Origin of the sequence: Ktedonobacter sp. SOSP1-85 (assembly GCF_016587415.1) — a bacterium.
Classification (GTDB): Bacteria; Chloroflexota; Ktedonobacteria; order Ktedonobacterales; family Ktedonobacteraceae; genus Ktedonobacter.
This window is the reverse complement of the sequence record NZ_BNJI01000001.1, coordinates 2,311,797-2,337,245: the sequence shown is the minus strand read 5'-3', so window position 1 is coordinate 2,337,245 and position 25,449 is coordinate 2,311,797. Positions and strand designations below refer to the sequence as shown.

16 protein-coding genes and 2 tRNA genes are annotated in these 25,449 nt (G+C 54.7%); 10 read left to right on the top strand and 8 right to left on the bottom strand.

The features are described from left to right. Positions 1-249 precede the first annotated feature (249 nt). The 3 genes from KTE_RS09770 to KTE_RS09760 all read left to right on the top strand — a co-directional run bounded on the left by KTE_RS09770 (position 250) and on the right by KTE_RS09760 (position 5,369). Positions 250-2,184, top strand: a complete 1,935-nt coding sequence (locus KTE_RS09770) for a nitrilase-related carbon-nitrogen hydrolase (protein WP_201380585.1) — start codon at positions 250-252, stop codon at positions 2,182-2,184. Between the two features lie 183 nt (positions 2,185-2,367). After that, the gene (locus KTE_RS09765; protein WP_201380583.1) at positions 2,368-3,129 is read left to right on the top strand and encodes an SDR family NAD(P)-dependent oxidoreductase; all 762 of its coding nucleotides are present in this window, start codon (positions 2,368-2,370) and stop codon (positions 3,127-3,129) included. Between the two features lie 122 nt (positions 3,130-3,251). After that, positions 3,252-5,369 carry an ATP-binding protein gene (locus tag KTE_RS09760; protein ID WP_201380581.1) on the top strand — a complete coding sequence of 706 codons (2,118 nt, stop codon included), beginning with the start codon at positions 3,252-3,254 and terminating at the stop codon, positions 5,367-5,369. Positions 5,370-5,415: 46 nt separating this feature from the next. Here KTE_RS09760 and KTE_RS09755 read toward each other — a convergent pair whose 3' ends face one another. The 4 genes from KTE_RS09755 to KTE_RS09740 all read right to left on the bottom strand — a co-directional run bounded on the left by KTE_RS09755 (position 5,416) and on the right by KTE_RS09740 (position 14,600). Continuing rightward, complete coding sequence (locus KTE_RS09755; RefSeq protein WP_201370897.1) at positions 5,416-5,586, bottom strand: hypothetical protein; 171 nt, start codon at positions 5,584-5,586, stop codon at positions 5,416-5,418. A gap of 824 nt (positions 5,587-6,410) precedes the next feature. After that, positions 6,411-10,037 carry an AAA family ATPase gene (locus KTE_RS09750; protein ID WP_201380579.1) on the bottom strand — a complete coding sequence of 1,209 codons (3,627 nt, stop codon included), beginning with the start codon at positions 10,035-10,037 and terminating at the stop codon, positions 6,411-6,413. A 232-nt stretch (positions 10,038-10,269) separates the two neighbouring features. Further along, on the bottom strand, positions 10,270-12,948 hold the full coding sequence (locus tag KTE_RS09745) for a DUF4012 domain-containing protein (protein WP_201380577.1): 2,679 nt from the start codon (positions 12,946-12,948) through the stop codon (positions 10,270-10,272). Between the two features lie 215 nt (positions 12,949-13,163). Further along, complete coding sequence (locus KTE_RS09740; RefSeq protein WP_201380575.1) at positions 13,164-14,600, bottom strand: hypothetical protein; 1,437 nt, start codon at positions 14,598-14,600, stop codon at positions 13,164-13,166. 426 nt (positions 14,601-15,026) lie between these two features. Here KTE_RS09740 and KTE_RS09735 point away from each other — a divergent pair, with 426 nt between their 5' ends. From KTE_RS09735 to KTE_RS09720, 4 genes are all read left to right on the top strand, one after another. After that, positions 15,027-15,842, top strand: a complete 816-nt coding sequence (locus KTE_RS09735; protein WP_201380574.1) for a hypothetical protein — start codon at positions 15,027-15,029, stop codon at positions 15,840-15,842. Between the two features lie 136 nt (positions 15,843-15,978). Next, positions 15,979-16,788: a hypothetical protein gene (locus KTE_RS09730; protein ID WP_236600341.1), complete on the top strand. Its 810-nt coding sequence runs from the start codon at positions 15,979-15,981 to the stop codon at positions 16,786-16,788. Positions 16,789-16,933: 145 nt separating this feature from the next. After that, entirely contained in the window at positions 16,934-17,857 is a 924-nt protein-coding gene (locus KTE_RS09725) for a GDP-mannose 4,6-dehydratase (RefSeq protein ID WP_201380572.1), read from the top strand. 311 nt (positions 17,858-18,168) lie between these two features. Further along, the gene (locus tag KTE_RS09720) at positions 18,169-19,317 is read left to right on the top strand and encodes an inositol-3-phosphate synthase (protein WP_201380571.1); all 1,149 of its coding nucleotides are present in this window, start codon (positions 18,169-18,171) and stop codon (positions 19,315-19,317) included. 219 nt (positions 19,318-19,536) lie between these two features. Here KTE_RS09720 and KTE_RS09715 read toward each other — a convergent pair whose 3' ends face one another. Both KTE_RS09715 and KTE_RS09705 read right to left on the bottom strand, forming a co-directional pair. Then, a complete protein-coding gene (locus KTE_RS09715) occupies positions 19,537-19,734 on the bottom strand; it encodes a carbon storage regulator (RefSeq protein ID WP_007907581.1) in 198 nt (65 codons plus the stop codon). Between the two features lie 670 nt (positions 19,735-20,404). Next, a complete protein-coding gene (locus KTE_RS09705) occupies positions 20,405-21,289 on the bottom strand; it encodes a FliA/WhiG family RNA polymerase sigma factor (RefSeq protein WP_201380569.1) in 885 nt (294 codons plus the stop codon). A 355-nt stretch (positions 21,290-21,644) separates the two neighbouring features. Between KTE_RS09705 and KTE_RS09700 the strand changes: the two genes are divergently transcribed. From KTE_RS09700 to KTE_RS09690, 3 genes are all read left to right on the top strand, one after another. Further along, positions 21,645-21,938 (top strand): hypothetical protein, encoded by a 294-nt coding sequence (locus KTE_RS09700; protein WP_201370907.1) that lies wholly within the window; start codon positions 21,645-21,647, stop codon positions 21,936-21,938. 53 nt (positions 21,939-21,991) lie between these two features. Further along, positions 21,992-22,077 (top strand) — tRNA-Ser (locus tag KTE_RS09695). An 8-nt stretch (positions 22,078-22,085) separates the two neighbouring features. After that, a tRNA-Ser gene (locus tag KTE_RS09690) sits at positions 22,086-22,174 on the top strand. A 128-nt stretch (positions 22,175-22,302) separates the two neighbouring features. On the opposite strand, the gene KTE_RS09685 is transcribed toward KTE_RS09690, so the two are convergent. Beyond that, positions 22,303-23,826, bottom strand: a complete 1,524-nt coding sequence (locus KTE_RS09685; protein ID WP_201380568.1) for a cation diffusion facilitator family transporter — start codon at positions 23,824-23,826, stop codon at positions 22,303-22,305. A gap of 268 nt (positions 23,827-24,094) precedes the next feature. Beyond that, on the bottom strand, positions 24,095-25,306 hold the full coding sequence (locus KTE_RS09680) for a DNA glycosylase AlkZ-like family protein (protein WP_201380567.1): 1,212 nt from the start codon (positions 25,304-25,306) through the stop codon (positions 24,095-24,097). Between the last annotated feature and the right edge of the window lie 143 nt (positions 25,307-25,449).

Here is a 25,449-nt window from a genome sequence, read left to right as displayed (position 1 = left end):
ATATCCGATACTATCAATAATTGATTTCAGGCTTTTTCTTCAAGTATGGCTAGTGTGAGAGTGGGCGACTGCCCACTCTCACACTAGCCATACATTCATACCTGAGCGTTGCAGGCGCGAAAAAAGGTATCCCCTCAAGGGAGCGAAGTGCTATAATACTACAAGCTATATTCAGGGTGACTGCTTCACACTTGAGAACATACTCTAACACCCTTTCCAGTCTTACGAGCCAGGCAGGAGTCCATCCACATGAGCACTCGCTTTGCATCCCCTACGAGTTATCGTGTCGCTGCTATTCAGTATGCGCCATCCCTGGGCGAGAAAGAGAAAAACGTTGCGGATTTGCTCGCTCTCGTTGAAGAGGCTGCTCAGCATGGTGCGCGCCTTATCGTCCTCCCAGAGATGTGTACAACCGGTTATTGCTGGACAACGCGCGCGGAGATCGCCCCCTATGTGGAGCCCATTCCTGGGCCAACGACCCAACGCTTTCAGGCCTTAGCCTCGCGTTATCAATGCTATATTGCCCTGGGCATGCCGGAGGTGGACACGCTCACACAGGTGTATTATGACGCTATGGTTCTTCTCGGCCCTGATGGCCTTGTGGGGACTTATCGCAAAATGCATTCATATATGTCAGAACCTCGTTGGGCGCGTGATGGCGATGGGGGGGTGCCTGTATGGGAGACACCACTTGGGCGCCTGGGCGCTATGATTGGCCTGGATGCCACTTACTTTGAGACGGCGCGCCTCGCCGCCTTACAGGAGGTAGATGTTCTTGTCTGCCCAACGAACTGGACGCTGGAACAACATCCCACGAACTGGTGGATGGCGCGGGCCTTTGAAAACGGCGTCTACCTGCTGGTAGCGAATCGCGAGGGTAATGAGCGTGGCATGCATTTTTATGGTGGAAGTTGCCTGCTAAATCCAGATGGTTCAATTCAAGCTGCGCTGGAGACTGGATCAGGTATTCTCTATGGTGAGGTGGACCTGGCGCATAGTCGCGAGAAGCGCTGGGGAAGCGAGCAGGAGGTGTATGGGAACCGCCTCCAGGATCGCCGTCCACGCGAATATATCTCGCTTGTCAACAATCAATACCTGTGGGAACCCTTGCGTTATCATAGCCTGTATGAACTTGGGGAGCTACCCCAGGGGCAGTTATCATGTGTGGGTTTCCTCCAACTAGGCCTGAGCTCCTTCGCGGCCTCGCAGGCATCGACCACGCTTGAGACGTTGCAAAACCTGGTGCGCATGTGTATTCGTGATAATGCCCCCGCCTGTCCCGATATCCTGGTGCTCCCTGAATTGGTGCTTCCTGGCCCTGTATTGCTGCATCCAGCGACGCAAAATCCCGCGAAGGAGTTCGCAAACCACATACGTACACAGGCCATTCGTGTTCCGGGTCCCGAAACGGATGCGCTGGTCGCCCTGGCGCAGGAGCTTCAAGTGAGCATGGTGCTTGGGGTCGCCGAGTATGCACAGGGGAACTACTACAACACGATCCTGTTGCTTGATCCCCATGGCATCTATGGCACCTATCGCAAACTACATCTTACACAGCGAGACCGGCTCTGGGCCTCGCCAGGCAATCTCGGTCTCTCGACATTTGATACGCCCAGCGGCCGCATCGGGCTGGCAACAGGATATGATGTGCTTTTTCCGGAAACCTTACGTGTGTTGGCAGGGATGGGAACCGATCTCGTCTGCGCCCCCGCTTTCCTCGATTTTCCGGCTCCTGTACCCGTCGCGGCGACCCCTGGAGCGCGCACGTCGTTTAGTTTCTTTATGGATGAGGATGGGAGTCAGCCTCATCACCTGCTCTGGCGGGTACGTGCCGCCGAGCATAATGTGTATCTCGCCCTGGCGAACTGGAGCCAGGAGTGCGCAGGCGGGCGGGCTAATGGTATGAGTGGCGTGTTTTCGCCAAACTATACCAATGAGGTCGTGGCCGATGAAGATGAACCAGGCTTGATGATGATGACCATTGATACGCGTGAGCAGCGCACAGGGCGACGTACCACGCATATGCTTGACTATGCTCCCGGCGATATGGCGGGCTCGTTGACGGGCGAGCTGGCTTATAATATCCTGGATTCTATTCCCGGGAACGTCGTACGCGCCAAGCCAATGCTACGTAAGCGCCAACCCTACTGGTACCTGGACATTGTGAAAGAGCGGCAGTCATAGCCTGTTGTGCTTCGGGGCATATGTATCAATGCCTGTCAATGAAGACAAAAGAGCGTGTAGGGTCCATGCTGGCATGGACTGCTAGCGCAGCGATCTCTCCAGCGGCTGGGTATCAACCTGCGGGCGAAGAGTCCATGCCAGCATGGACCCTACAATTAATTGGCACCATATGAAAGGAAGCATATGCGTCTGGCTGACAAGGTTGCGATCATTACGGGAGCGGCGAGTGGCATGGGCAAGCTGGCGGCTGAGATTTTTGCCAGGGAAGGGGCAAGCGTCGCCCTGGTTGATATTGATGACAGGGGCGAGCAGGCGGCGACTGAGATTCGCCAGGCTGGTGGAAAAGCCCTCTTCTGTCGTGCCGATGTCTCGAGCGAAGAGGCAGTGAAAGGCATGGTGGCTCAGGTCATAGAGGCGTTTGGGCATATCGATGTACTCTATAATAATGCGGGAGTGATGCCGCCAGAGGATGAGGGTTTGGAGCAGATCACCGATGCCCTGTGGCAGAAGGTCATGGATGTCAATCTCAAGAGTGCCTATCTCTGCTCACGCTACGCTATTCCACATATGCTTGAGCAGGGTAGGGGATCGATCATCAATATTGCCTCGCTGGTCGTTTTTCTGGGGTGTACGGTCCCCCAGGATGCTTATACTATCTCTAAAGGTGGTCTGCTGGGCCTGACCAAGTCGCTGGCAGTGCAGTACGGTCGCCAGGGCATTCGCTGCAACGCCATCTGTCCCGGCCCGATAGAGACCGAGTTGCTTCGTCATCTCTGGACCAGCGAGGAGGCGCGTAATACGCGGCTCAATCGTATCCCGATGGGGCGCTTTGGTGATCCAAAGGATATTGTCTATATGGCCTTGTACCTGGCCTCCGATGAATCTGCCTGGACGACCGGGACCTGGTTGATGGTGGATGGAGGGATCTCCTCAAACTATTTTTAGTCTGACTGACGCTGGGCGTAGGAGTGTTTCTCTCGCAAGGTATAACGAAAAGGTGGTAGGAGTGTTGTATCACCCCTCAATGATGAGTGTGGAGCGTGTCTGGCTCAATGGGTAGGATTGGTATGGGACAGCATAAAAACGAGCGATTACTGAATAAAAGAATGCGCCTGGCCTTCTATACTGGCGGTACAATAGGGTGGAGTGTGGTGCTAAGCATCCTGCTCTACCTGTGTATTGTGCTGCTACTTGGATTGCTTGTGTATCGAGAGATGGCGACCAGCGATGTGTGGACGGGCCTTTTACTCTTCCTGGTGAGCCTCCTTTCGGCCCTGGCGCTGGCTCGTTCACTGGTTACCTTGCGGCAGAATCAGACCTTCTGGCGTTCTCATAAGCAGCAACAAAATGAAATTAATCTGTTGCGTATACTGGTGAATCCTCTGGTAGATGTGTTAGATAGGGCGCGCCTGCATGAAGAGGCGGTGCGCCAGCTCTCGGCTATTTTAGGGTATGATGCTGTCGTGTTACTGACACTGGAGGAACCAGGGGAAGGCGCATCTTCTGCACAATCGCTACTCATTCATGCTGTCTCCTCTACATCAACCCTACTTAGCTGGCGTTCGCGCGAGCCAAATAAGCTTACCTCCATTTGTCAGGCAGGCGAGGAAACAACGATTAACTGGCATATACAAGGGGTGGCTCAATTTGATACCTGGATGCGCGAGCAACACGTCTCGCTGATCACCTTTTTTCCCCTGCTCTATCATGGCAAGAAGCTAGGGGCGCTTGGGGTGGCCCGCTGCTCGGGTAGCGCTTTGAGCATGAGTGAAGCCTCGCTTTTGCGCCTCTATGCTGAGCAGTTGGCAACCTTTCTAGAATATGCCCGCTTGTATGAGGAAGCACATGAGCGCCAGGTCTTCGCCCAGGCTCTGGCAAATATCGCGACACGGTTGAACGCGGCCGCCATTGAGCTGGGAGAAATGAACCAGTTGATTTGTGATGAAGGCGGGCATGCCCTCGACGCTGACTATACTATCTTTTATTTGCCCGATGAGAAGCGTGAGAAACTTGCGCCTCTGACCTGTTGGGATAAAGAGCAGGAGAGAGTGGCTCCCTCCACTACCTGGCCCGAGCTGAGCGTGCAGGAGCCAGATGGGCAGACCTTTTTTGATCTCCAAGCCCGGTTAGTGCACCTGGAGAGAGCCGATGCCGTCTCCGTTTGTAAATTATCGCCTACCCGTTCGGATGTTAGCCCCCCAGACAAGGCGGCTTGCAATAGTGTGCAGAAAGGGGTGTTGCGCAATGTACTCTGGCAATGCGGAGTGAACTCCGCCATCCTGGTGCCGATGATGGCAGAGGGGGAGCCGATTGGTTTGCTGGTCTTCGCTCGAAGGCAGTCGGCTGGTCGTCAGCGACGCGCTTTCTCCGTCTTTGATTTGCCACACGCCCAGGATTTTAGTGAGCAGGCTGCGGTGGCCTTCACTAATGCCCGCCTGTATGAGCGCTTGCGTAATGCACACCGGCGTCTGCAAGAACTGGACCAGATGAAGGACCAGTTTATGATGACAGCTTCTCACGAACTACGTACTCCCTTGACCGCCGTTCAGGGCTATATTGAGCTTATTGTGCAATATGGTGATGTGCTGCCTCCTGAGGAGCGTGCGGATTTCCTGGAGAAGGCGCGTCGTGGATGCGATGAACTGACGATGCTTTTATCGAATGTCATGGATGCGAGCCGCCTGGAACGGGATGTAATTATTCGACCAGCCTTGCTCAAGCGCGTCTCTGTCTCTGAGGCTTTTGAGAGCGTAATCCTGATGATTGAACCGAATCTCACCAGGGAGAAGCGGGAATTGCATGTACAGGTGGCCGATGATCTCTCGGTGCAGGCTGATCCAATGCGCTTGCGCCAGGTCTTGCTCAACGTGTGCGTCAATGCATTAAAATATTCGGAACCAGGGACACCACTTTACCTTTCTGCCTCGGCCTACCAGGCGCCAGGGGCTGTGGTGCGTATCGATGTGACTGATAGAGGGAAGGGGATCGCGCCAGAGGATCAGGAGCTTGTCTTTCAGCGTTTCTATCGTTTAGAGGGGGATGTGAATAGTCCAGTGCGGGGATCGGGGCTGGGCTTATATATCTCCAGGCGGTTGATAGAAGCCATGGGCGGGAAAATCTGGATTACGAGCAGCGGGATCCCAGGAGAAGGGTCGACATTTACGGTCCAGCTACCCATGGCCTAAAAACGAGAGCTGTGGGATAGGATGCAGGCTCAGCATGAGCGCTTTCTTATTTCGTGGTTCCCTCTTGCTTGCTTGCGGCCTCGGCCTGTTTCTTGACCAGGGGCGGGACGTGTTCCTCACAGAAGAGGAAGCGGCGACCTCCTGAGAGGAGCTGGGCATAGGCGGCAGGCTCGCCACAGGTATCGCAGCGACCCACGTGTGTTTTAACGGCTTTCATAAAATGGAAGACCTCCTCGCGGCATTGGTATATTGCAGAGAACAGAAGCGTTTATGTCTTCTGGGAAGTATGTTTCTCAACCTGTTCCCTATCATATCACAAATTCGCGCCTGCGGCGCTCACAAGTAAGGGTATGGGAATGGGAGGTGCACGGATGCGCACCTCCCATTCCCATACCCTTACCAATTTGAATCCAGAGTAACGTATGTTGTTGTGGTAGGTCGGGCTTTGCCCGACCTACCACAACAACATACCCCTTTTCTTACATAAGACATAGAGAAGAAAGGGCTTTGGGGGCGCGTTTTCGTGCTAAGACATAGTAGAAGAAGTCAGGTGAGAAGGCTTCTTAAGCCGCTTTTGCTTGTAAAGACATTTTTGCCAGAAGGCAAACAGGAAACAAAGGGCGATGGAAGTGGGGATAGGTATACTATAGATAGTGGTGAGCGGTGGTGAATGGGGTGCCAGCCTGCTCTGTTGAGCTATGGCCTGCACACTGTTGAAAGCGTTGCTCCAGGGATAGAGAGTTGAGCCAGGCTCCTCTTACACTCTGTTGAGCCGCCTGTACATGTGCGTTGTCTTGCTCCAGACAAATTTTTCATTCATCATCGCCACCATTCCAGATTTTATCCTTCCAAACGCCTGGCTCCGTGAGACAGAGCGACATGGTTTCCCTTTGTGACCCAGGGAGAGGCGACTGAAATTTCGGTCGCCTCTCCATTTTTTTGCTTGCTCCTGGTACATATGACTAGCAAAGTGCGGCGATAGGTGAAATGGTGAAGGCTGGCGGCCACAGGCCACCAGCCTTCACCATTTCACCATTTCAACTATGATGTCAGTTCTGCGTCCACCTCGATTTCGCTGGCGTCGGGTTCGGCAAGGTGTGAGGATGGTTCGCGCATCTCTATGTCGAGTTTATCATCGATGGCTTTAACGTGAACCTCGCAGTTCTGGGGGAGGTTCGCCAGCAGGATGCGCAGGCTGAGCGGAACAGTAAGCAGCTTTTCAATCACGCGGCGCAGGGGGCGTGCTCCCTGGGTCTGGCTGAAGCCTTCCTTGCAGAGGAGATCGATGGCGCTCTCGTCCGCGTGCAGGATCAGCCCCTGCTCAAGCAGGCGTGCGGCCAGCTCGTTCATTTGCAGCCCTGTGATGGAGCGAGCCTGGCTCTTATCCAGCGGATGGAAGATGACCACGTCATCGATGCGGTTGAGAAACTCGGGACGGAAAGTTTGGCGTAGCCGTTCCATAAGCTGTTCGCGCTGCATCTGCTCGTTATTTTCGCGTGAGTGCGCGCGGAAGCCACTGGGCATAGAGCGTCCCAGCATATCCGTTCCGACGTTAGAAGTCATGATCCAGATGGCGTGCTGGGCGTCGACGGTATGGCCCTGGGCGTCCGTCAGGCGTCCCGCGTCAAAGACCTGGAGGAAGAGATCAAAGACCTCGGGATGGGCCTTCTCTACCTCGTCAAGTAGGACAACACAATGGGGGCGACGGCGTAGCTTGCCGGTTAGTTGCCCCTCCTGGTCGTAGCCGACATATCCTGGAGGAGCCCCAATCATGCGCGAGACCGCGTGTTTCTCCATATACTCCGACATATCGACGCGAATCAGGTGATCATCGGAGCCAAAGACCTCGGCGGCCAGGGCGCGTGCCAGCTCTGTCTTACCGACGCCGGTGGGACCCAGGAAGAGGAAGACGCCAGCCGGGCGATGGCGTGGCTTCAGGCCAGCACGTGCGACCTGGATGGCCTGTGTCACGCGATTCACCGCCTCATCCTGGCCAATGACGCGCTCTTTGAGGCGCGTATCCAGGCTCAATAAGCGGTCGCGCTCCTCGCGTCCAGGGGCCTGCACAGGGATACCGGTGCGATAAGAGATAACCTCCGCAATCATGGGTGCGGTAATAACAGGCATGGCCTGAAAGTCGTCGCCATTATCTTCGAGGTCATCGACTTCGTCTTGCTGCTTTTGCTCCATCCAGAAGATGCGGGCCTGCGAGCAGGCCTCGTCGAGCACGCTACAGGCTTTATCTGGCAGGCGAAGATTGGGCAGATACTGGACCGAGAGGTGCACCGCGGCCTGGAGAGCCTCGTCGGTAATGCTCGTATGATGATGCTCCTCATAGAGGGAGCGCATACCTTGGAGGATAGTGAGCGCATCTTCTGGCGATGGCTCCTCGACCAGGATGGGGCGCAGGCGGCGCTCCATCGCGGCATCCTTCTCAATCATGCGATACTCTTGAGGCGTGGTGGCGCCAATACAGCGCAAGCGTCCGCCTGCCAGGGCTGGCTTGAGGATGCCTGCGGCATCGATACTGCCGTCGGCGGCGCGCCCGGTGCCGATCAGCATATGCATCTCGTCGATAAACAGGATAATATTCCCGCTTGTCTCCGCCTCTTCCAGTACCTTTAGCAGCCGCTCTTCAAACTCGCCGCGATACTTGGTGCCAGCGACCAGGGAACTGGCTGAGAGTTCGATGAGTCGTTTCCCTCGTAGCTCGGCGGGAACATGGCCTTCGACAATGCGTTGGGCCAGCCCATACACGATGGTTGTTTTGCCAACGCCGGAATCGCCGATGAGGATGGGATTATTGCGATCCTTGAGCATCAGCGTCTGCATGAGCAGGCGAATTTCTTTATCACGCCCAATGAGTGGCGTCAACTGATCGCTGGATGCCTGCTTCGTCAAGTCGCGTCCCAGGCGCTCAAGCACGGAGTTGCTGCCCTTGGCGCCTCCATCCGCTCCCAGTACGCCGGGAATTTCCTCTGGCACGGCCTCTGGATTGGCGCCCGCCGAGGGAACAAGTTCCAGCAGGGCATGGGCATCGCTCTGGACAATCAGCTCAACTAGTTGTGTAGGATTGATGCCCAGTTTGGTGAGTAGCTCATGCGTTACACCGTCGCCCTCGCCTAGAACGGCCTGCGCAATGGCGCGCTCATCGACCAGGGACGAGCCTGCCGTGACCGCGTTGCGCTCGGCTGTTTGCAAGATCTCTTTACAGCGGCGGGTAGGCAGGATGGGGGTATCGATGCTAGCCTTGCCTGAACCCAGAGCCAGGCGGATGACATCGCGCACCTGTTTGGGTGAGAAGTTGAGTGTGCGCAAGGCATCCTGCGTACAGCCACCATCGAGCTTGGTCAGGGCGATAAAGAGATGGGGGGTACCCAGGTAGTCTTTATGCATACGCCGAGCCTCGCTCAAGGCAATTTCGAGAACGGCGCGCAGGAAGCGGCGATCCGGCGTGCTAGCAGACGGAAGGATTGGCGACATAATCTGACTATCATCCAATGCGTCGAATTGTGGTTCCAGCGGTCTATCCTTTGTCGCGAGCGAAGTCGTGACCAGGCGTTGCGTGGGATCACCATACAGGAGGAAGGAGGCCCAGGTCGTATCGTTGCTATATTGCTGGGAGATGGCCTGGCGTGTGCGACGCAGGGCCTCGCCCAGGGTCACGCCATCAGCAATATCCTGATAGAGCAGCGCCATAAAGTCACGTGCACGCAAGGGGTTTACCGGCCAACGCATAGCAATAACGGCACCGGCACCCGATGACAAAAAGCGATTGGCCAGGCGCTCGGTATGCTCATCGCGTTCTTGCTGGTTGAGAGCATTGGTGCCGATGCGTGTCTGGCGCTCGTCCTCGTAATAGCTCAGAAAGATCAGGGGGCGCTTTGAGAGGGAGAGCGAAAGGTGTTCAATCGTATCGGCATCCAGGCGTGAATTGCCCGCCAGGGCCAGGACTGGCTCGTGACCACTCATCAACGGTAGGGCGCCTGCGTAGTGGATGATCAGGGGATTCTCTGTCGCGGCGCGCATACGCAGTTCCAATTGATTGGCCTGCTGGCGGTAGAGAATACTGCGCGAGACCGTCTCGGGAAGGGTGGTGCAGAGGGTCGCAACCTCCTCTTCCGCGCCACTAAATTCGCCCGTAGGATTGACCAGAAAGAGCACAGAAACTTGCTGGCTCTCGCGTTTCCCCTGTTTGCGTGCCTGGCGTTCTACATATGCACCAGGTTGAGCAAGATCACGTTCCTGATACGTATGGGAGGTACGTCCAATGCTTAGAGATTGGCAGAGATAGCGTCCTGGCTTCTGACTCTGGTCAAAAAGTAATTCCCAGGGAATGTCCGGGGTATTGGTTTTGAGAAGCAACGGAGTAGTTAGATTGCGGAGCGCTTCTTGTAAAGATGGCGGGAGAAGCGAATCGAAGAGGAAGCGACCAAGAACGAGTTGTACATCATGGAGTGTATTGGAGGAGCGTTTCCCCTCAGCCAGACCTGACGTCTGCGCAGACTGTGCGACGGCTTGCAGCATACGGCGAAGTCGTTCACGTGTCTCCAGACTCAGATCGACGCTGATCTCCTGTCCCATGGACGCCTGGCCATCGGGAAGATCAAGACGAAAGCGGTAATGTGTGTCAGATCGAATAATTGTTAGGATCGCTGGCTGTTCCATAGATACTTCTCTTCCACAAGCTTCCCGTAAAACATTTTAAACGTTGAGTGGCTACAAAACAGGAAAAGTATTTCAGGGTGTTCCATCGCACCAAGCTCATGCTATTTGTACAGTATAAGATAGCATATTCATTCCAGAGAGGCAATAGCAAAAAAGCCCCGTCAAAATGTTCCAAAAGAATGTGATGTGCTAGGGGCAGGCTTCGCCTCTTGCCAGCACACCACATTCCCTTCTACACGCCTGGACCAGGATAACAATTGCTGTCGTGTGCCAGGGCCTGCTGTGGGGACTTGAGCTGGAAGCTCTGATCCTGCGTGAGTGTGCCATTGAAGTAGGTGCCTGCTGAGGAGAGGCTCGCGCAGTTTCCCGTGGGTGGCAGGAGCGAGAGATCCCACTCGGGGAAGGTGCCACTCTGCCGCTGGATGAGAAGCTGGTAGGGAGCCGTTCCCATCGGGGGAACGTACCAGGAGACGGTCGCCGTCAGCGTACAGTTTTTCGGCACCACGAGGTAGCCCGCGAACATCGCGCGTCCTGGTTCATCACTCTGAGAACTGGATGGCTCGCCAATCTTGTTTAAGGGATGCCACTGGTGATAATAGGGATCGTTGAGCATAGGCGCGCTCGCTCCCGCCTCGTATTGTCCTGGTGGACAGATCAGCTCTTGGTGGGAATAAATGCCGTCTCTGGGGCAGGTGCCAAAGCCTCCGCCACAGAGAGGATCGCTGGTATAGAAGCCATCGCCACTCAGCAGTTTAGCGGTGGGGGGGACATAGATGCGCACATAATCGCGTAGCGTATCCAGCCCATAAACAGAATTGATCTGGTTATAGGCCAGGCGAAGCTGGAGGACATGGGTTGCCCCGCCTTGAGCGTCGAGGGACACCGTGTCCTTAAAGATACTGCGTGTAAATTGCGAGGCCTTGCTGGCACTCACGTTTTCCTGCACGATGTAGAGTCCATCGTGGGTTGTGGCGCGGTCAATCTCGGCGGCATAGCCATAGCGACTAAGAAGAGCCTGGGCCTGTGGATTACCCAGATAGACCTCTAGATCCTTGGTTTGCAGGCTATGGAGAAACATGGTTGCCAGTTGTAAGAGATCGTTGACAGGCGCGTTCTGGATGCGCTGCATCAGGGCTTTTTCGACGCGACTGGTGAAGAGCTTACGCGCCTGAGCAGGATCTTCAACGTGCTCGATAAGCTCGCTGCGTCGAATGCCCGCGTTATCAAGCTGGTAGTAATGCAGGCGTTCCTCCAGATTTTGCGAGGTGACGGTCTCGTTATACTCGCTAATGGTCAGGGGACCCGTGACGGCGAGTACGCGCTGAATCATAAAAGGCGAGAACATAATGACGCCATCGATATCGCGTTTGACCTCGGTATGATACAAATTCGTGACGATCTTCGCCGAGGTGGGAAAGTCCGCGGAGAGATTGGCGTCGCGAATGCCCCAGTTATCGAATGGCCACCAGGAGCGATAGGCTTCGGGCGCTGGCTGACCGCTGGTGGGGGTATCTGGCGCATACTCAAGCAGACCGATATCCTTCAGTGTAATAGGCGAGACACGCCCACCCGTAACGGTTACCTCGGCATACTGTCCATTGAAACCACCGGTTGCGCGTAACTCGCCTCGATCCATCGTTTGCAGGAGAAAGGTCCGTGGTGTGTTGACGCCAAGTAGCCAGTTAGCAACGCCTGCCAGGCTTTCAAGGAGCGAGAAGCCCTGCTTCAATTGAGGGAGCATTTGTAGGTATTGCTGGGCCTGGGCGCGTTGCTTATCGCTTAGGGGGAGTGCGCTGATCTGTAATTGTTGTGCCTCTGTCGTGATACGGTCGATGCGCGGTTGAAGCTGGTTGAGCGTCTGCTGAATTTGCGTAATATCCGTAGAGGTAAAGAGCGGATCTTTGGTGTTTCCCAGGAGTGGCGTATGCAATTTGGGTGCGAGCTTGCTGACCAGGGTCAGGGCATCATTGCCGATATAGGTTGCTTCAACGCCGATGCGTAGCGCCTGGCGTGCGGCGACAATTTGTTGCTGATAGGATGAGAAGTTTGTCTCTACCAGATGAACCAGCGATGAGTCATCGAGAATGTGCTGGGCCGAGGTAAAGTCCATGCGTGCGGCATTGATCTCCTCCTGCGCCTGCTGGATTCGCTGCGGATTGAGCAGGTTGGGCGTCTTCTGGGCGGGATTCTGCGAGGTCGAACCTGAAAGCAGGCTCTTGACGTTTTGCAGATGCTGAATACCCTGGTTGGCGTGTGCGCGCAGAGCATTGTATGTCGAGAGACCACTGAGACCATAAACGATTCCGCCAGCCAGGGGGGCGAGGATGCTGAAGACCAGCAAGAGACGCAGGCCCAGGGAGAGCTTCTGATGCCGGGTCAGGGTCTGAAATATCGATAGGTGAAGCCTCGCTGCCCATACTTGTGGCTTAAGAGGTGACAATGGAGTAGTGGCAGCGGCGGCTACAGGTTCCCCAGACGTGGTTGCTGCCTTCTCTGTGGCATTGGAAGTATCCTCTTTAGAGGCTGAAGGACTTTCAGGCATCACCTCAGTTGTTGTAACTTCCTCGGCCGTTGGCTGTGGTGTTTCGGGCGAAGCAGAGATATCTTCTTTGATATGCTCACCTGAGCTACTGGCGCTCTCACTGGTCTCCTGTGGCTCCTCCACTGTATGGGTTTGCATTGCCTCTGCTAGAGTCACCGTAGTAGGCAGAGGCGTGCTGGGGAGGGGCAGAGATGTGTTTGCATACGCAGTTGGAGAACTGGTATCAGCCTCTTTCTCTTCTCCCTGCTGATCGAGAGTTGTTAGATTACTCTCCTCAATCTGATCTGGAATTACTTGTTGCGTACTGGCTTCGAATGAGTTCTGCTCAGAGGCAGATTGTTTCTCTGCATCATCGTTCACTTGTGGCACACATCTCTCTTCTTTGTACGTATGCACGTATGGATATTCCTTGCCATAACTATAACGTATCAGTTTACCTGCATGTTTCAAATCATGGCTTTTGGTCTGGCATGAGGGCAGGGCAGGCGTATAGGGACGACGCTGCTAAAGCACGCGTCTACATATAATGGCGCGAATTCCCGTACCATTATATGTAGACGCGTGCTTTAGCAGCGTCGGGCAATTTAGCGCGAGAGTTTACGCGTGGGGCGTCCGCGTCCGCGGACGGCTGGTGGATAGTAGGTGGGGAGTGCTGAGATGATGTCCCCAATGCGCAGTTGTACCTGGAGGTAGCGGTGCCCCTCCCGGTGATAGTGAGCGAAGAGCATCAGGCTGTGGTGAGCAATGACATCGGCGTCATCGGTATGGCGCGAGAGGAGCATTTGCCCCCCTACGGACTCCTCGGCTGTCGTGACGGCCATTTCTTCGCCATCGTCCCCCATAACCAGCTTGCGAGTCTCACGCTTCTGGGGTCGATAGGGCCAGAGTATCAGGGCAATCGACTGTCCCTTGAGGCGTTGCTCGCGCAGGCGATCACTGAGATAATTGGCGAGCTTGCGCGCCGCGGCACAGGCTTCATCGGCATCTGCAGCATGATGGAAGCGGATGCGGGCATTCTGGCTGAGGGGTGGCACATCGGGAATCACCAGGCTGATATCTTCTCCTTGCGCGACATGATAGAGCCAGCCTCCCAGGCGTCCCAGGCGACGTGCAAGCCCATCTTCAGTCAAAGTGGCGATCTGGGCAAAGGTCGTAATGCCAAAGTCACGCAGGTGCGCAAGCATCTCGGCGACCGCGATGGGATCGGCTTGCTCGCTTTTCCCCTCGATATCGGGTGTGTGGGCGCGGCTGGCCTCATTTGTTTCTGCTAATTCGGGGAGTGCGCCGGGAATGCCGGTTCCTGCTGAGCGCAGTTGGAGCAGCATCGAGAGCGGGAGCGTCTGGACGAACGATGCTTCACGCCCGGGTGGAATATAAAGTACGCCCTGGCGTCCATCGCGCCGGCTCATAAGTGCCGCTAGTTCGGCGATGGCCTTGCCATTGGCGATGCCGATCTGTGCGGTAAGGCCCATCTCTGCGATTTCAGCGCAGAGGCGCTCGCCCAGGGTCACAGGCGAATCAAACGCCAGTTCGCATCCGCGCAGGTCGATAAAGACGTCGGCCAGGGGGAGGGATTCAATGATGCGCGAATAGGCGCGGTAGCGCTCGCGTAACTTTTGTAAATAGGGCTGGTAGCGTTCATTGGAGGCAGGCAAGAAACGCGTTCGGGGAGCGATCCGGTGCGCGCGTCGTAGCGGCATACCGGGAATAATGCCCAGGCGTACGGCTGCCGGCGAGGCATCAATGACACGCCCGGGTTCATTTGGGCGTCCGTTCCCGGTCCCGATGACAAAGCTCAAACCGCGTAAGGTTGGATCGAAGATCTCTTCGAGCGTGCAATAGAAATTACGAATACGCACATGCATCACGCCCTGACGCAAGCGTGCGCGTTCGGCGGCTCGTGCAGCCTGCTCTGGCGACATGTCCACGCCGTTATCGACGGGAGCCGCGTCTTGTGCTAGCTGGTCTACATGCAGCAGTGAGTGGGTTGAGGGTGGTGCTGAATGAATGGGTGGTTGCATGTTATTCTTCAAAATTCTTTGCTACTTCTGCTACTAAATTCTTCTATGAACAGGTGCCGCTCTGCCCGGTAGGCAGCATTAGCAAGCCTACTAATACTAACGTAAGCGACGAAGCTGTTCGCGTACGAATTCTTCCGTCGCAAGCGGTTTGCACTCCTCATTGTGATACGCCAAATGCACTGTGTCAAGTCTTCTTCGCTTCTACTTTCGCGCCTGCGGCGCTCAGGGGTAGGAGGGAAGGGCATGTGGCACGAGCGAATACACGTGCCACACGCCCTTCCCTCCTACCCTCGGCGAGCTTGCGAGCTGAAATGAATGACTTTGGCGCAACTCTGTTTTTTGAGAAGAGAAAGGCGTGACAGATGTAAGCTGTATCAAGTACAATAGTAGTAATGGTATTAGTAAAAATAGGATGTGGAGGTGGAGATGGGGCAGCAGGAGGTATCATCCTCGATGGCAAATGGGCAATTTAAGGTTGAAACTGTTCAACGCTTAGTACAAACCTTGCTCTCCCCCTTACAGGTGTACTGTGCGTACACTACTGAACAGGGGAGTAGTCTTCAGACCTTGCAGTTGTGTGTCTATCATCTCCTCGTTACGATGCAGGCCCTCTATCAGCATCATATACCAGCATTAGCGCAATTGCGAATGCCAGCGGCGGTGGCCCAGAGCGGCCAGGTGGGGGAGACGCGCGAGAGTGTTGAGATTTTCGCGCTTCGCTATCAGTGCTGGCAACGTTTGCGCGAGATTGAGGGGCAATGCGTACGCCTGTTGCCCTGGGCTCATATGCTGAATACTATTCTTACGATGATGCTCGATCAAGTTGAGCGTTTGCCGGAGCCCCAGCAGGGGCAGCAGACGCTTGCTCGTTCCCAGTCTGAGAAGGCTACGGCTCTGTCCCGGCGGGCTGGGCATGACCTGGTAATACCTATGAAGGGCTGGCTCGACGTGTATACACGCCAACCTGTTTTTCTATCCATCCTGGGCCAGAGTGGCCTGGCCCCTGATACGTTGCAGTACCTGGATAGAGATCTCATAAGCTTTTTGCAGGTAGCGATCAACATGTTAGAGGAGACCTTTCCTAAAGTGGTTGAGACACTTCCCGCGCGTAAGCATGTTCAGGCCCTGGTGCTCCTCCAATTGTTACAAAGAAATGATTTCTTAATTATGCAGGCTGTCTCTTTACAGCGCGCCTTGAGCCTGCTGCGGTATCAGAACGTACCCGCGGGTAAAACAGAGTGAATATACTGATCTTAACCAACAGGGAAAACTTTTAACGCAAATACAACCTGTTTCGCTGTTCGATGTCCAGCCTCTTACGGTATGCTTATGTCGGCATGTATCCATGCAAGAATTCAGAGGGTAGAGGAGTTATAGCATGCGCGATCAGGGGGCGTCCAGACTAGTATACCCGCCATCTATGAATGCATATGCATATGCAGATCTTGGAGCGTTACACGAGTTGGAGGATGCGGTACTGGCGCTCTGGCAGCGTGAACAGAGGGAAATGGCGCTGGTCTCGTTTACGTTTGAGTTTGAGCAAGCCGAGCAAGCTGCTAACGGCACACATGCTCTCGTGGAGCGTGTACGTGCGTTTGTGCGCAAGACAGACCAGGTCTTTGTGTTAGGGGCAAGCTGCTACTTTCTACTGCCTGGGGCGAGGCTGGAGGGCGCGCGCATCGTCCAGGAGCGCCTATGGCAGGCGCTGCTCTGGCATGTGCATGAGCAGGAGTTGGACACGGGTGAGGGTCCCATGGCTATGCAAAGCAGCCTGAGGGCCTTGCCAGATGCACCACAACGAAGCGGACAACTGGTGCAACTGGCTTTAAGTGAACTCCGACAGGCATCGCGTTCCTTTCAGTTCTATCAACGGCAACTTCTGCATCCACATGAGGCTCTCTCCTCTCCATCTGGACCTGATGACCTTGCTCGCCTGGCTCAACGTATGGGTGTTCCCTATCTTTCCTCGCTTCCAGGCAACCTCCCAATGCAGGTGCGGAACCTGGTAAGCAAGCAATTGGCGCAAGAGCTTCAGTGTTATCCCCTTGGCTGTGAAGACGATGTCTTGACGGTCGCAATGGCTGACCCCCGCAATGAGGCCGCCCTGAGCCGTTTACAGCAGGAAACTGGTTTGACGATCTATCCTATTCTGACAAGTAAGCATGAACTCCAAAGTGTATGGTTGTAGGGATGTTGAAATAAAGCCGCTCCAGTGACTATAATAACCTGGAACATGTCTTGTATACAAGCATGATGTTCTACATTATCCCCTCTCTCCGGCGGTGCGATTGAACTGTGCCTTAGAGCTATACTTGTCAGAAAGGTTTAACAACATGAGGATACTGGTCACGGGTGGAGCTGGTTTTATTGGTTCACATATTGTTGATCACTATATTGCCGCGGGCCACGAGGTGGCGGTGGTCGATAATCTCTGGTCGCATGGGGGTGGCAACCTGGCAAACCTCAATCCACATGCACAATTATTTCGCGCCGATATTACCGATGAAGAGTCCCTGGCCCATATTTTTGATGCAGTAAAGCCCGAGGTGGTGTGTCACCAGGCCGCCCAGCACAGCGTAGCCGTTTCCACAAAGGACCCCAAACTCGATGCGCACGTGAATGTCTTTGGTTTACTTTCTATCCTGAATAACTGTACCCGTGTGGGAACGCGTAAGATTATCTTTGCCTCTTCGGGTGCGACCTATGGCACGCCTACGCGTTTGCCTGTTGACGAGGATGTAATGCAGCGTCCAGAGTCGCCCTACGGCATCACCAAAATGGTTGCTGAGCACTATCTGCGCTACTGGCATGAGGACAATGGCTTGACGTATACCGCTCTGCGTTATGGCAACGTCTATGGTCCACGCCAGGACCCGAATGGTGAGGCGGGCGTCATCGCTATTTTTGCCAGGCGCTTCTTAACGCACCAGCCTGTGCGCATCGATTGGGATGGCGAGCAGAGTAAAGATTATGTCTATGTGACCGATGTGGCTCGCGCCAATGTGCAGGCTCTTACGCGTGGCGATAACGAGATTTTTTGTATCGGCACGGGTGAGGCGGTCTCGGTCAACGGTATTTATAAGACGCTAGCCGCGGTTACTGGCTATGAACCAGAGATTGTGCGCGCTCCCAAGCGTCCTGGCGACCTCTATAAATCGCAATTTAACTGTGGCAAGGCTGAGCGCCTCCTGGGTTGGAAGCCAGAGGTCTCCTTTGAGGAGGGCGTGCGCGCAACCCTGGCCTTCTTCCAACAATAGCAAGTTGTAGGGTCCATGCTGGCATGGACTCAAAGCCTCGCTATGTGAAATGCGACCTATATGGTGTGCATCTTGCATGGGTCAGGTTATGAGTCCATACCAGCATGGACCCTACAACTTTTTGGGTATATCCGCCAGAAATCGAAATGGGTAATTAATTTCCCTATTATTGGGAATAAAATTTCTCACGAAAAATGTTCTCTCTTAATGGTGACCTTCTTGCCTGAAAGGTTGCTGTTCAAGGTTTTTTTCTTGCTCTTTACCATAAAGAAGAGGGCGTTTCAGAGTATACATTATGAAGGAGTGAGTACATGGCGGATAATCGCAAAGTGCGCGTTGCCATCATTGGTGTTGGGAACTGTGCCAGTTCTCTAGTGCAAGGCGTCCAATATTACCAGAATGCCAAAGAAGATGATTTTATCCCGGGCTTGATGCATGTCAACCTGGGTGGTTATCATATCCGAGATATTGAGTTTACCGCGGCCTTTGATATCGATACCAACAAGGTTGGCAAGGACCTGAGCGAGGCCATCTACCAGGAACCCAATAACACCTATCGTTTCGCGGATGTTCCCTACCTCAATGCCAAAGTGTACCGGGGTATGACGCATGATGGCCTGGGAAAATATTTGTCCAAAGTGATCACAAAGGCGCCTGGTTCAACCGCTAATATCGCGCAAATTCTTCAGGATACCAAGACCGATGTGGTCATTAACTATCTGCCAGTAGGCTCTGAGACAGCAACCAAGTGGTATGTTGAGCAGATCTTGCAGGCGGGTGTGGGTATGGTCAACTGCATTCCAGTGTTTATCGCCCGCGAGGAGTACTGGCAGCAGCGTTTCAAAGAGGCCGGAGTGCCGATTATTGGCGATGATATCAAGAGCCAGGTTGGTGCCACTATTGTGCATCGTAAGCTAGCGCGCCTCTTCCGTGAGCGTGGTGTCAAGCTTGAGCGCACCATGCAGCTCAATGTCGGCGGCAACACCGATTTCTATAACATGCTGGAGCGCGAGCGCCTGGAGTCCAAGAAAGAGAGCAAGACCAACGCAGTCACCAGCCAGCTTGACTATGAGCTGGGAGGAGACAATGTGCATATCGGTCCCTCCGATTATGTGGCCTGGCTTAGCGACCGCAAATGGGCCTATATCCGCCTGGAGGGTCGAACCTTTGGCGATGTGCCCTTGAACGTCGAACTCAAGCTTGAGGTCTGGGATTCGCCCAACTCCGCAGGCGTTGTTATCGATGCCGTGCGCCTGGTGAAGCTTGCCATGGATAATGGCATCAGCGGCACACTAGAGGCACCCAGCGCCTACCTGATGAAGTCACCATCAGTCCAGTACTCAGACGACATCGCCCGCGACATGACCGAAGCCTTTATCCAGGAGCTGGCTGGCGCGCAGAAGGGGCCTGAAACCACCCTTGAGCAGGCCAATGGCCACGTGGAGGCCCGACGCTACTAAAGTACGCGTCTACATATGACAAGTGTGGGTTGCAAGTTCGGATAAGTGCTATGCTGCGCCCTGGCAGCCGGAGGCTGCCAGGGCGCAGCATAGCATTTATCCTTGCGAGCGCCGCAGGCGCGAGGAGTCACGCGGACTAGCAAAAAGAAAAAGGAGGTAGTGCAGAAGAAAGCTCTTCTACACTACCTCCTCCTTGTGTATGCGGTCCACGTAATAGAGCTAGCGTTGCTGTAGGGGGGAAGAATTCTGTACGGGTGTCTCGGGCACAGATCGTAGCAGCTCCTCGCGCACGATGCTAACATCTGGAGGAGCGCTAATCCCAATTTTGACGCGCTCGCCTTCAACAGCCAGCACCGAAATGTTAATTACACCAGCAAGCACTATACTTTCGCCAACTTTTCGTCGCAATACAAGCATGCATAGCTCCCTTCATCAGAAGCAAATTCCAGGCGTCCCTGCGCTGCGAGGCTTCTCAATGCGTGTGCGTGAGGGCGCCGCATTAGTAAAATGGCAAGTCACGATGTGCCCTTACCATTGCCAGTTTCAAACGCAAGGCCCGTAGACAATGGGTATCGTTCGCACAATCTGCTCATCGATATAAACTTACACGAGATAAGTTTCATTTCTCAGTATACATTCTGCTACAACCATGCTCTCTACGATGTAGGTACCATTCTGAACTTGTGCCTGAAGTTCTAGAATGCGCTCAGTGCGTCTTTGACCCCCTTCTTCATAGGTGGGCAGGTTATAGAGAACGACTGCACGGTTTGGGGCCGTATGAAAGATTATCTGCTGTGGGTGGCATGGAAAGGCTTCATGGACAGGTGCCTCCCATGTCGTATAGGATATGACCCGATTTTCAAGCCGTTTGTGCTCTACATATTCATGCTCAAAACGAGCATTCATAATATTCTCTCCGTCGCGTTACTGAGAGGGTACTCTCATTATACCGCTAACCCCCTCGGGGTGTCTTTATCTACACATTGTTATCGACAACCCAGACGCCTTCATTAGGAGAAAAAACGGTGGAAACTCGGGTCGCTACGAGAATTACTGTTTGTGAATATGACGCTCACGCCTACCCTTTTTAGTGTGTGCGCGTCGTCTCCATATGATGTTTCCCACCCGAATGGTGGTAGGCATATACGGGTTGCGTTTCGCCCTCGCTCTTTGCTTTCCCTTGCTCCTTGCTGGGAGCTGTTTCGCCCGTCTGATAGGCGCCCAAGGTCGAGCGGAGCCGTACAAGGGCCTGCATACGTAGCTGACAGACGCGAGACTCCGATACATTCATTATACGACTGATTTCCTTCATGGTTAGCTCTTCCTTGTAGTAGAGGGAGAGCAAGAGCTGTTCACGTGGCGGGAGATGCTGGAGGGCTGTAGAAAGGGCCTGAATTAGCTCTTCGCGTTCAACTTCTTCACCGGGATCTTGCTGACTCTCATCCTCTAGCATATCACCCAGGGAGGCGCTCTCATCTTCCTGAGTGCTTGATCCCAGCGGGGCATCCAGTGAAAGCACCGAGACGCTCATCTCCGTGAGCATCTGTCGATAGCGTTCCACGCTGACATCCAGTGCCTTAGCGGCCTCTGCCTCGTTCGCGGGCCGTCCCAATTGCTGTTCCAGCTCGGCGTGAGTCCGTTCGATCTGGCGGATACGTGAAACGGATGAACGAGGAAGCCAGTTCAGTTGGCGGATCTGGTCAATCACGGCTCCACGAATGCGAGGAGTAGCAAAAGCCTCAAAGCGCACCCCTCGTGATGGATCGTAGCGGTCAATCGCGCTGATGAGGCCGATCATGCCATAGCCGATGAGATCCTCGCTATCCATGATACTGGTTGGAGGGATGCCTAAGCGGCCAACCGCGAGACGTACGAGAGGCGCGTACATAGTAATCAACTCATTCCGGAGTTCTGAGCTTTTATGTTCCTGGTATCTTTCCCAGATTTCACTCAAGGTAGCCGTTGCCTGCATGGGCTTATTGCCACTCCTTTCAGCAGAAATAATCTCTTTCTGCGCTCTCCTTCTTCTGCTCTTGGTACATAAAGTGTAGTAGCGATGAGTGGCAGAGGGACATTGACTCTAGTCCCTGGTTTGGGCAACAAAAGTCCCTAAGCCATATCCCTCTCTAGGGACTATAAAGTTAGGTGTAGAATGCCGATAAGGAAAGCTAGAGTAGCACCTTGATGAGAGCGGGGTCCAGGGGTAGCGCCCCTGGCGGGGTTTGGGGTGTCCCCAAATTCTTCCCCCTTTTGCCGCCGTAGGCGGCAGGAAAGACTTGCACACCAGGTTAAAAAGAAGGAAGCAATATAACAAGGAGAAAATGCATATGTCGAATTCACATGATCCATCAATGGGTGGTGATTTTTATGAACAGCCTCACGAGGGGCTTAGGCACTCCCCAGCGATGGACCCTGAGGTCTCGGCGAGGGAAATTGCGCGTGAGCAGGTCCTCCTGCATGCCTTGTTAGAGCAGGGCTTCCTCTGGGATGAAGCCATAAAGCTCATCAGGATGCGTGAGCATTTGTATGAGAATACGGAGATGCGCCAGCGCATGGCTGAAGATTGTCATATCCAATTTGCTCGCTGGTTATATGAGCAAGGCGAGTTAAACGAAGAATAAATCCGCTCTAAAAGTGCTTGTCAAGGCAGGGAAGATGTGTTATACTGCGTGGCGGAGAGGTGTCAGAGTGGTCGAATGTGCCGCTCTCGAAAAGCGGTAGGGTTAATAGCCCTCGCGGGTTCGAATCCCGCCCTCTCCGCTTATCCTGGAGGAGTCTCATAGTGGTCTAGTGAGCACGACTGGAAATCGTGTAAGGTGATGAGCCTTCGCGGGTTCGAATCCCGCCTCCTCCGCCATCTTACCCCGCATCAAATACTCCGACTATATTCTAGTCGGTTTTTTATTGCCCACAACTTCAGAAACAAGTCACAAAGCCAGAGAGGAGCCGCGTGTCGTGCAACACGCGGCTCCTCTCTGGCTTTTCTTACTCTTCTGGGGGTTCAGTATGAATTGTTACAGTGTCCAGGTAGGGATGCGCACGGCGTAGCGCACGCTTGGTCTCTTCGGCCCAGGTGTGGACCTGGCTGAGCGGGGTGTGGGCCTCGCAGGTAAGATGCAATGTGACATCCAGTGCCTCGGGTGGCGCCAGCGTTAGGGTCGCTGTGCCGCCGCTCTGCGTCTCTTGCATAGGCATGTGGTGCGTGACCCTCTGGCTCTGGTAGAGACGTACCTCGTGTGTTCGACCCGGCCCCACAATGCTATCGGCGATGCGTGTGATGTCTGTTTGCAGCGACTGGTTCGCGTGCGTGACCTCCTGGCGGTAGGCAATGGTGTTGTCGGGAGCCTCGATATGCGTGGTGACGCGGCGGAGGGGTGCGTTATGCTCCATAACTATCCGCTCAAAGTGGGAGGCCTTGGTATGGGCCTCGCGCAACGTCATATCAGTCTGTACCTCTACATCCAGGTCGACTTCGAGTTCGCCATTGACCTTGCGCACATGGATATTATGCGCGTGAATTCCCTGAAGTTCGGCCAGGTAGCGAATCTGGTCTGCCACACTTTCATTCGGCGATGCAATAGGCTCGATATGCACGATGACATCATATTCGCTCTGTGGCGAGGCTTCGCGCGTCGCTTCGATGGCTTGTTCCTCAATCACCTCGCTCAAGACGTGCGTTTGTTCGAAGGGCAGCGTACGCGGGGCTGCAATCACAATATCCATAAAATGCTTATTGCCTGCGCGGCGAATGCGGGTGCGGCGTACCTCAAGGACGTTGGGCAGGGCGCGCAGTTGTCTCTGTAGTTTGGGTGCTAACTCGCCTGGGGCCTTATCGAGCAGGGCGTCAAGGGTCTCGCGTATCAGACGCGTGCTGACCCAGATCACGATGCCAGAGACGCCCAGGGCCGCGACGGCATCGGCCTGGCCTAGCCAGCCTGGCAGGTGCAGGTAGTTCGCCAGCGCGACGATTCCCAGCCCGATCACCACCACTGCTGAACTCCAGATGTCGGTGCTGAAGTGTAAGGCGTCGGCCTCAAGTGCCTGGCTACCATGCTTGCGCGCCGCCTGCATGAGGGCGCGTGCGCGTGTGATATCTACGACAATCGAGGTCAGCATAACCAGAAAGGCCCAGATGCTCACCTCGACATGCCCCTGCTGGAAAAGCAAGCGGCCAGCCGCCTCGTAAATAATCCAGAGCGCGGTCCCAATAAGCAGAAGCGCCTCTATAAAGGCGGAGAGGTTCTCTACCTTCCCATGTCCATAGTGATGATCCTCGTCGGCGGGCTGGGAGGCGATACGTACAGCGAAGAGCGTCATCAAGGCCGCAACCAGGTCCAGTCCTGAATGTGCAGCCTCCGCCAGAATGCCCAGGCTCCCCGTCATCAGGCCGACAATAAGCTTAAAGCTTGTCAGACCGATGGCGGCCCCTACCGAGGAGAGGGCAACCAGCGTTTTCTCGCGCTCGGGTCGTGGCGTAGATGTATGAGAAGCGTTTTCGTCTTGCTGCATGTCTATCGTTCTTCTAGATTCAGTCTACTTGTATGCTCATTCTTTGGGGTTCCACGGGGAAAAGTCGTACATGTTGCCTGCACGAGAACCCAGTGTTTGACGCCTGAGTTATTTTAGACGAAGAAACGCTCATTGTCCAGAGGCAGGGACAAAAGGCTGAATTTTTAGTTGAGTGAAATTGATAATTAATAGAAATAAAAAGCAGCTACCCTGTAATGTGTGAGTGGGGAACTGGCAAAGCCAGTTCCCCACTCACACATTACCCACGCTATTCTACGAGCGCGGTTCTGGCACCGGCCAGCAGGGCCTGGCGGGTTGGACTGTCAATGGTCTCGTTGACAACGATCTCCTGGGCGTGTAGGTAGTGGAGGAAGCGTGATGAGGTTCTGGTCAGGGCTGCCAGGAGGGTGGCATCTGGAGTGATGTCTTGCTCCCACCACCAGTTGGCAATTGTCCAGGAGCCTTTCTCCAGGCGCGAGTCAATACGTGCCACGAAGCGGTCACGGTAGAAGATGGGGAGGACATAGTAGCCCCAGCGACGTTGTGGTGCGGGCTTGTAGACCTCCCAGATATAGTTGAAGTCGAAGAGTTGCAGCACGCCCTTGCGGTCCCAGAGCAGGCTGTCGAGGGGAGCCAGAAAGCGCATCTCTTCCGCGTGCGCCTCGCTCGCGGCGTTCTCAAGCAATGGGAGAGCGCTTGTAGGCAGGTAGTAGGACCATTCCTTTTCGCCGACTTTGACATGGGTGAGCAAGCCCTCGGCGACCAGGTGCGCGATAGCTGCCTTGCGCGTTGCGGCATCGCCACAGGCGCTCCAGATCGCAGGTTCAGCATTGGGGCGCAGCAGGCCAACCGCCTGGAAGCGCCGTCCAATGATCCAGCGGTGATAGGCCTCGCGGTCCAGTAGCGCTGGCGTCTGAAAGTGCATATCGGGGATGACGCGTTCGGGTCGATCATAATAGTGGCGTCCATTGCGGCGGTGGTGGGTGAGGATCAGGCCGCAGACCCACATCGAGCGCAGAGCGCGCTTGGCTTTGGTCAAGCCATACCACGAATTGGCGTCGCTCATGCGTGAGCGATCCTCAAACTCGAGCGATGAAAGCGGACCATTGGCATCCATCGCGGCCAGAATCCTCTCGGGGGTCTCGGGATCAAGATCCAGGATCTCGCGATCATGATATGGGCGGTACATCTCGCGGATAGTGGCGCGCAGAGGCCAGTCCCCTATGGGGACCAAACAGGCTTGTTTATCCCAGGCGTCATAAACCATGCGCTGGGTATAGGCCGCGTGCTGCCAGTCGTCAACCTGGTAGCCTGGAATGCGAGCCTGGAAAACGAGATCGGGATTGCGTCCAACCGGGTTTAGCGGATCGTATTGGACCGTGCCCAGGCGCTCAAAGACCCCGGCCAGGTCGGTTGGACGAAAGTGGTAGCTGGTGAGGAAACGCTGCGCATGCTCGCGTGAGATATGAATAGTCGTCATGGTGTGATCCCACCCTGTCTTAGAAAATGTATCGCCTGTGTTGGCTTAATAGTGCCTTATCTTTGAGTATACCTTCAAAAGCGGGTATAATAAGTCCTGATTGGCTCTAGCTTGGCAAAAGATCTTGAGAAAAGGAACAGGCA

Bases quoted from the DNA above. Each gene is read 5' to 3' on its own strand.
- KTE_RS09770 (WP_201380585.1), top strand. From the start codon at position 250: ATGAGCACTCGCTTTGCATCCCCTACGAGTTATCGTGTCGCTGCTATT.
- KTE_RS09765 (WP_201380583.1), top strand. From the start codon at position 2,368: ATGCGTCTGGCTGACAAGGTTGCGATCATTACGGGAGCGGCGAGTGGC.
- KTE_RS09760 (WP_201380581.1), top strand. From the start codon at position 3,252: ATGGGACAGCATAAAAACGAGCGATTACTGAATAAAAGAATGCGCCTG.
- KTE_RS09755 (WP_201370897.1), bottom strand. From the start codon at position 5,586: ATGAAAGCCGTTAAAACACACGTGGGTCGCTGCGATACCTGTGGCGAG.
- KTE_RS09750 (WP_201380579.1), bottom strand. From the start codon at position 10,037: ATGGAACAGCCAGCGATCCTAACAATTATTCGATCTGACACACATTAC.
- KTE_RS09740 (WP_201380575.1), bottom strand. From the start codon at position 14,600: ATGCAACCACCCATTCATTCAGCACCACCCTCAACCCACTCACTGCTG.
- KTE_RS09735 (WP_201380574.1), top strand. From the start codon at position 15,027: ATGGGGCAGCAGGAGGTATCATCCTCGATGGCAAATGGGCAATTTAAG.
- KTE_RS09730 (WP_236600341.1), top strand. From the start codon at position 15,979: ATGCGCGATCAGGGGGCGTCCAGACTAGTATACCCGCCATCTATGAAT.
- KTE_RS09725 (WP_201380572.1), top strand. From the start codon at position 16,934: ATGAGGATACTGGTCACGGGTGGAGCTGGTTTTATTGGTTCACATATT.
- KTE_RS09720 (WP_201380571.1), top strand. From the start codon at position 18,169: ATGGCGGATAATCGCAAAGTGCGCGTTGCCATCATTGGTGTTGGGAAC.
- KTE_RS09715 (WP_007907581.1), bottom strand. From the start codon at position 19,734: ATGCTTGTATTGCGACGAAAAGTTGGCGAAAGTATAGTGCTTGCTGGT.
- KTE_RS09705 (WP_201380569.1), bottom strand. From the start codon at position 21,289: ATGCAGGCAACGGCTACCTTGAGTGAAATCTGGGAAAGATACCAGGAA.
- KTE_RS09700 (WP_201370907.1), top strand. From the start codon at position 21,645: ATGTCGAATTCACATGATCCATCAATGGGTGGTGATTTTTATGAACAG.
- KTE_RS09685 (WP_201380568.1), bottom strand. From the start codon at position 23,826: ATGCAGCAAGACGAAAACGCTTCTCATACATCTACGCCACGACCCGAG.
- KTE_RS09680 (WP_201380567.1), bottom strand. From the start codon at position 25,306: ATGACGACTATTCATATCTCACGCGAGCATGCGCAGCGTTTCCTCACC.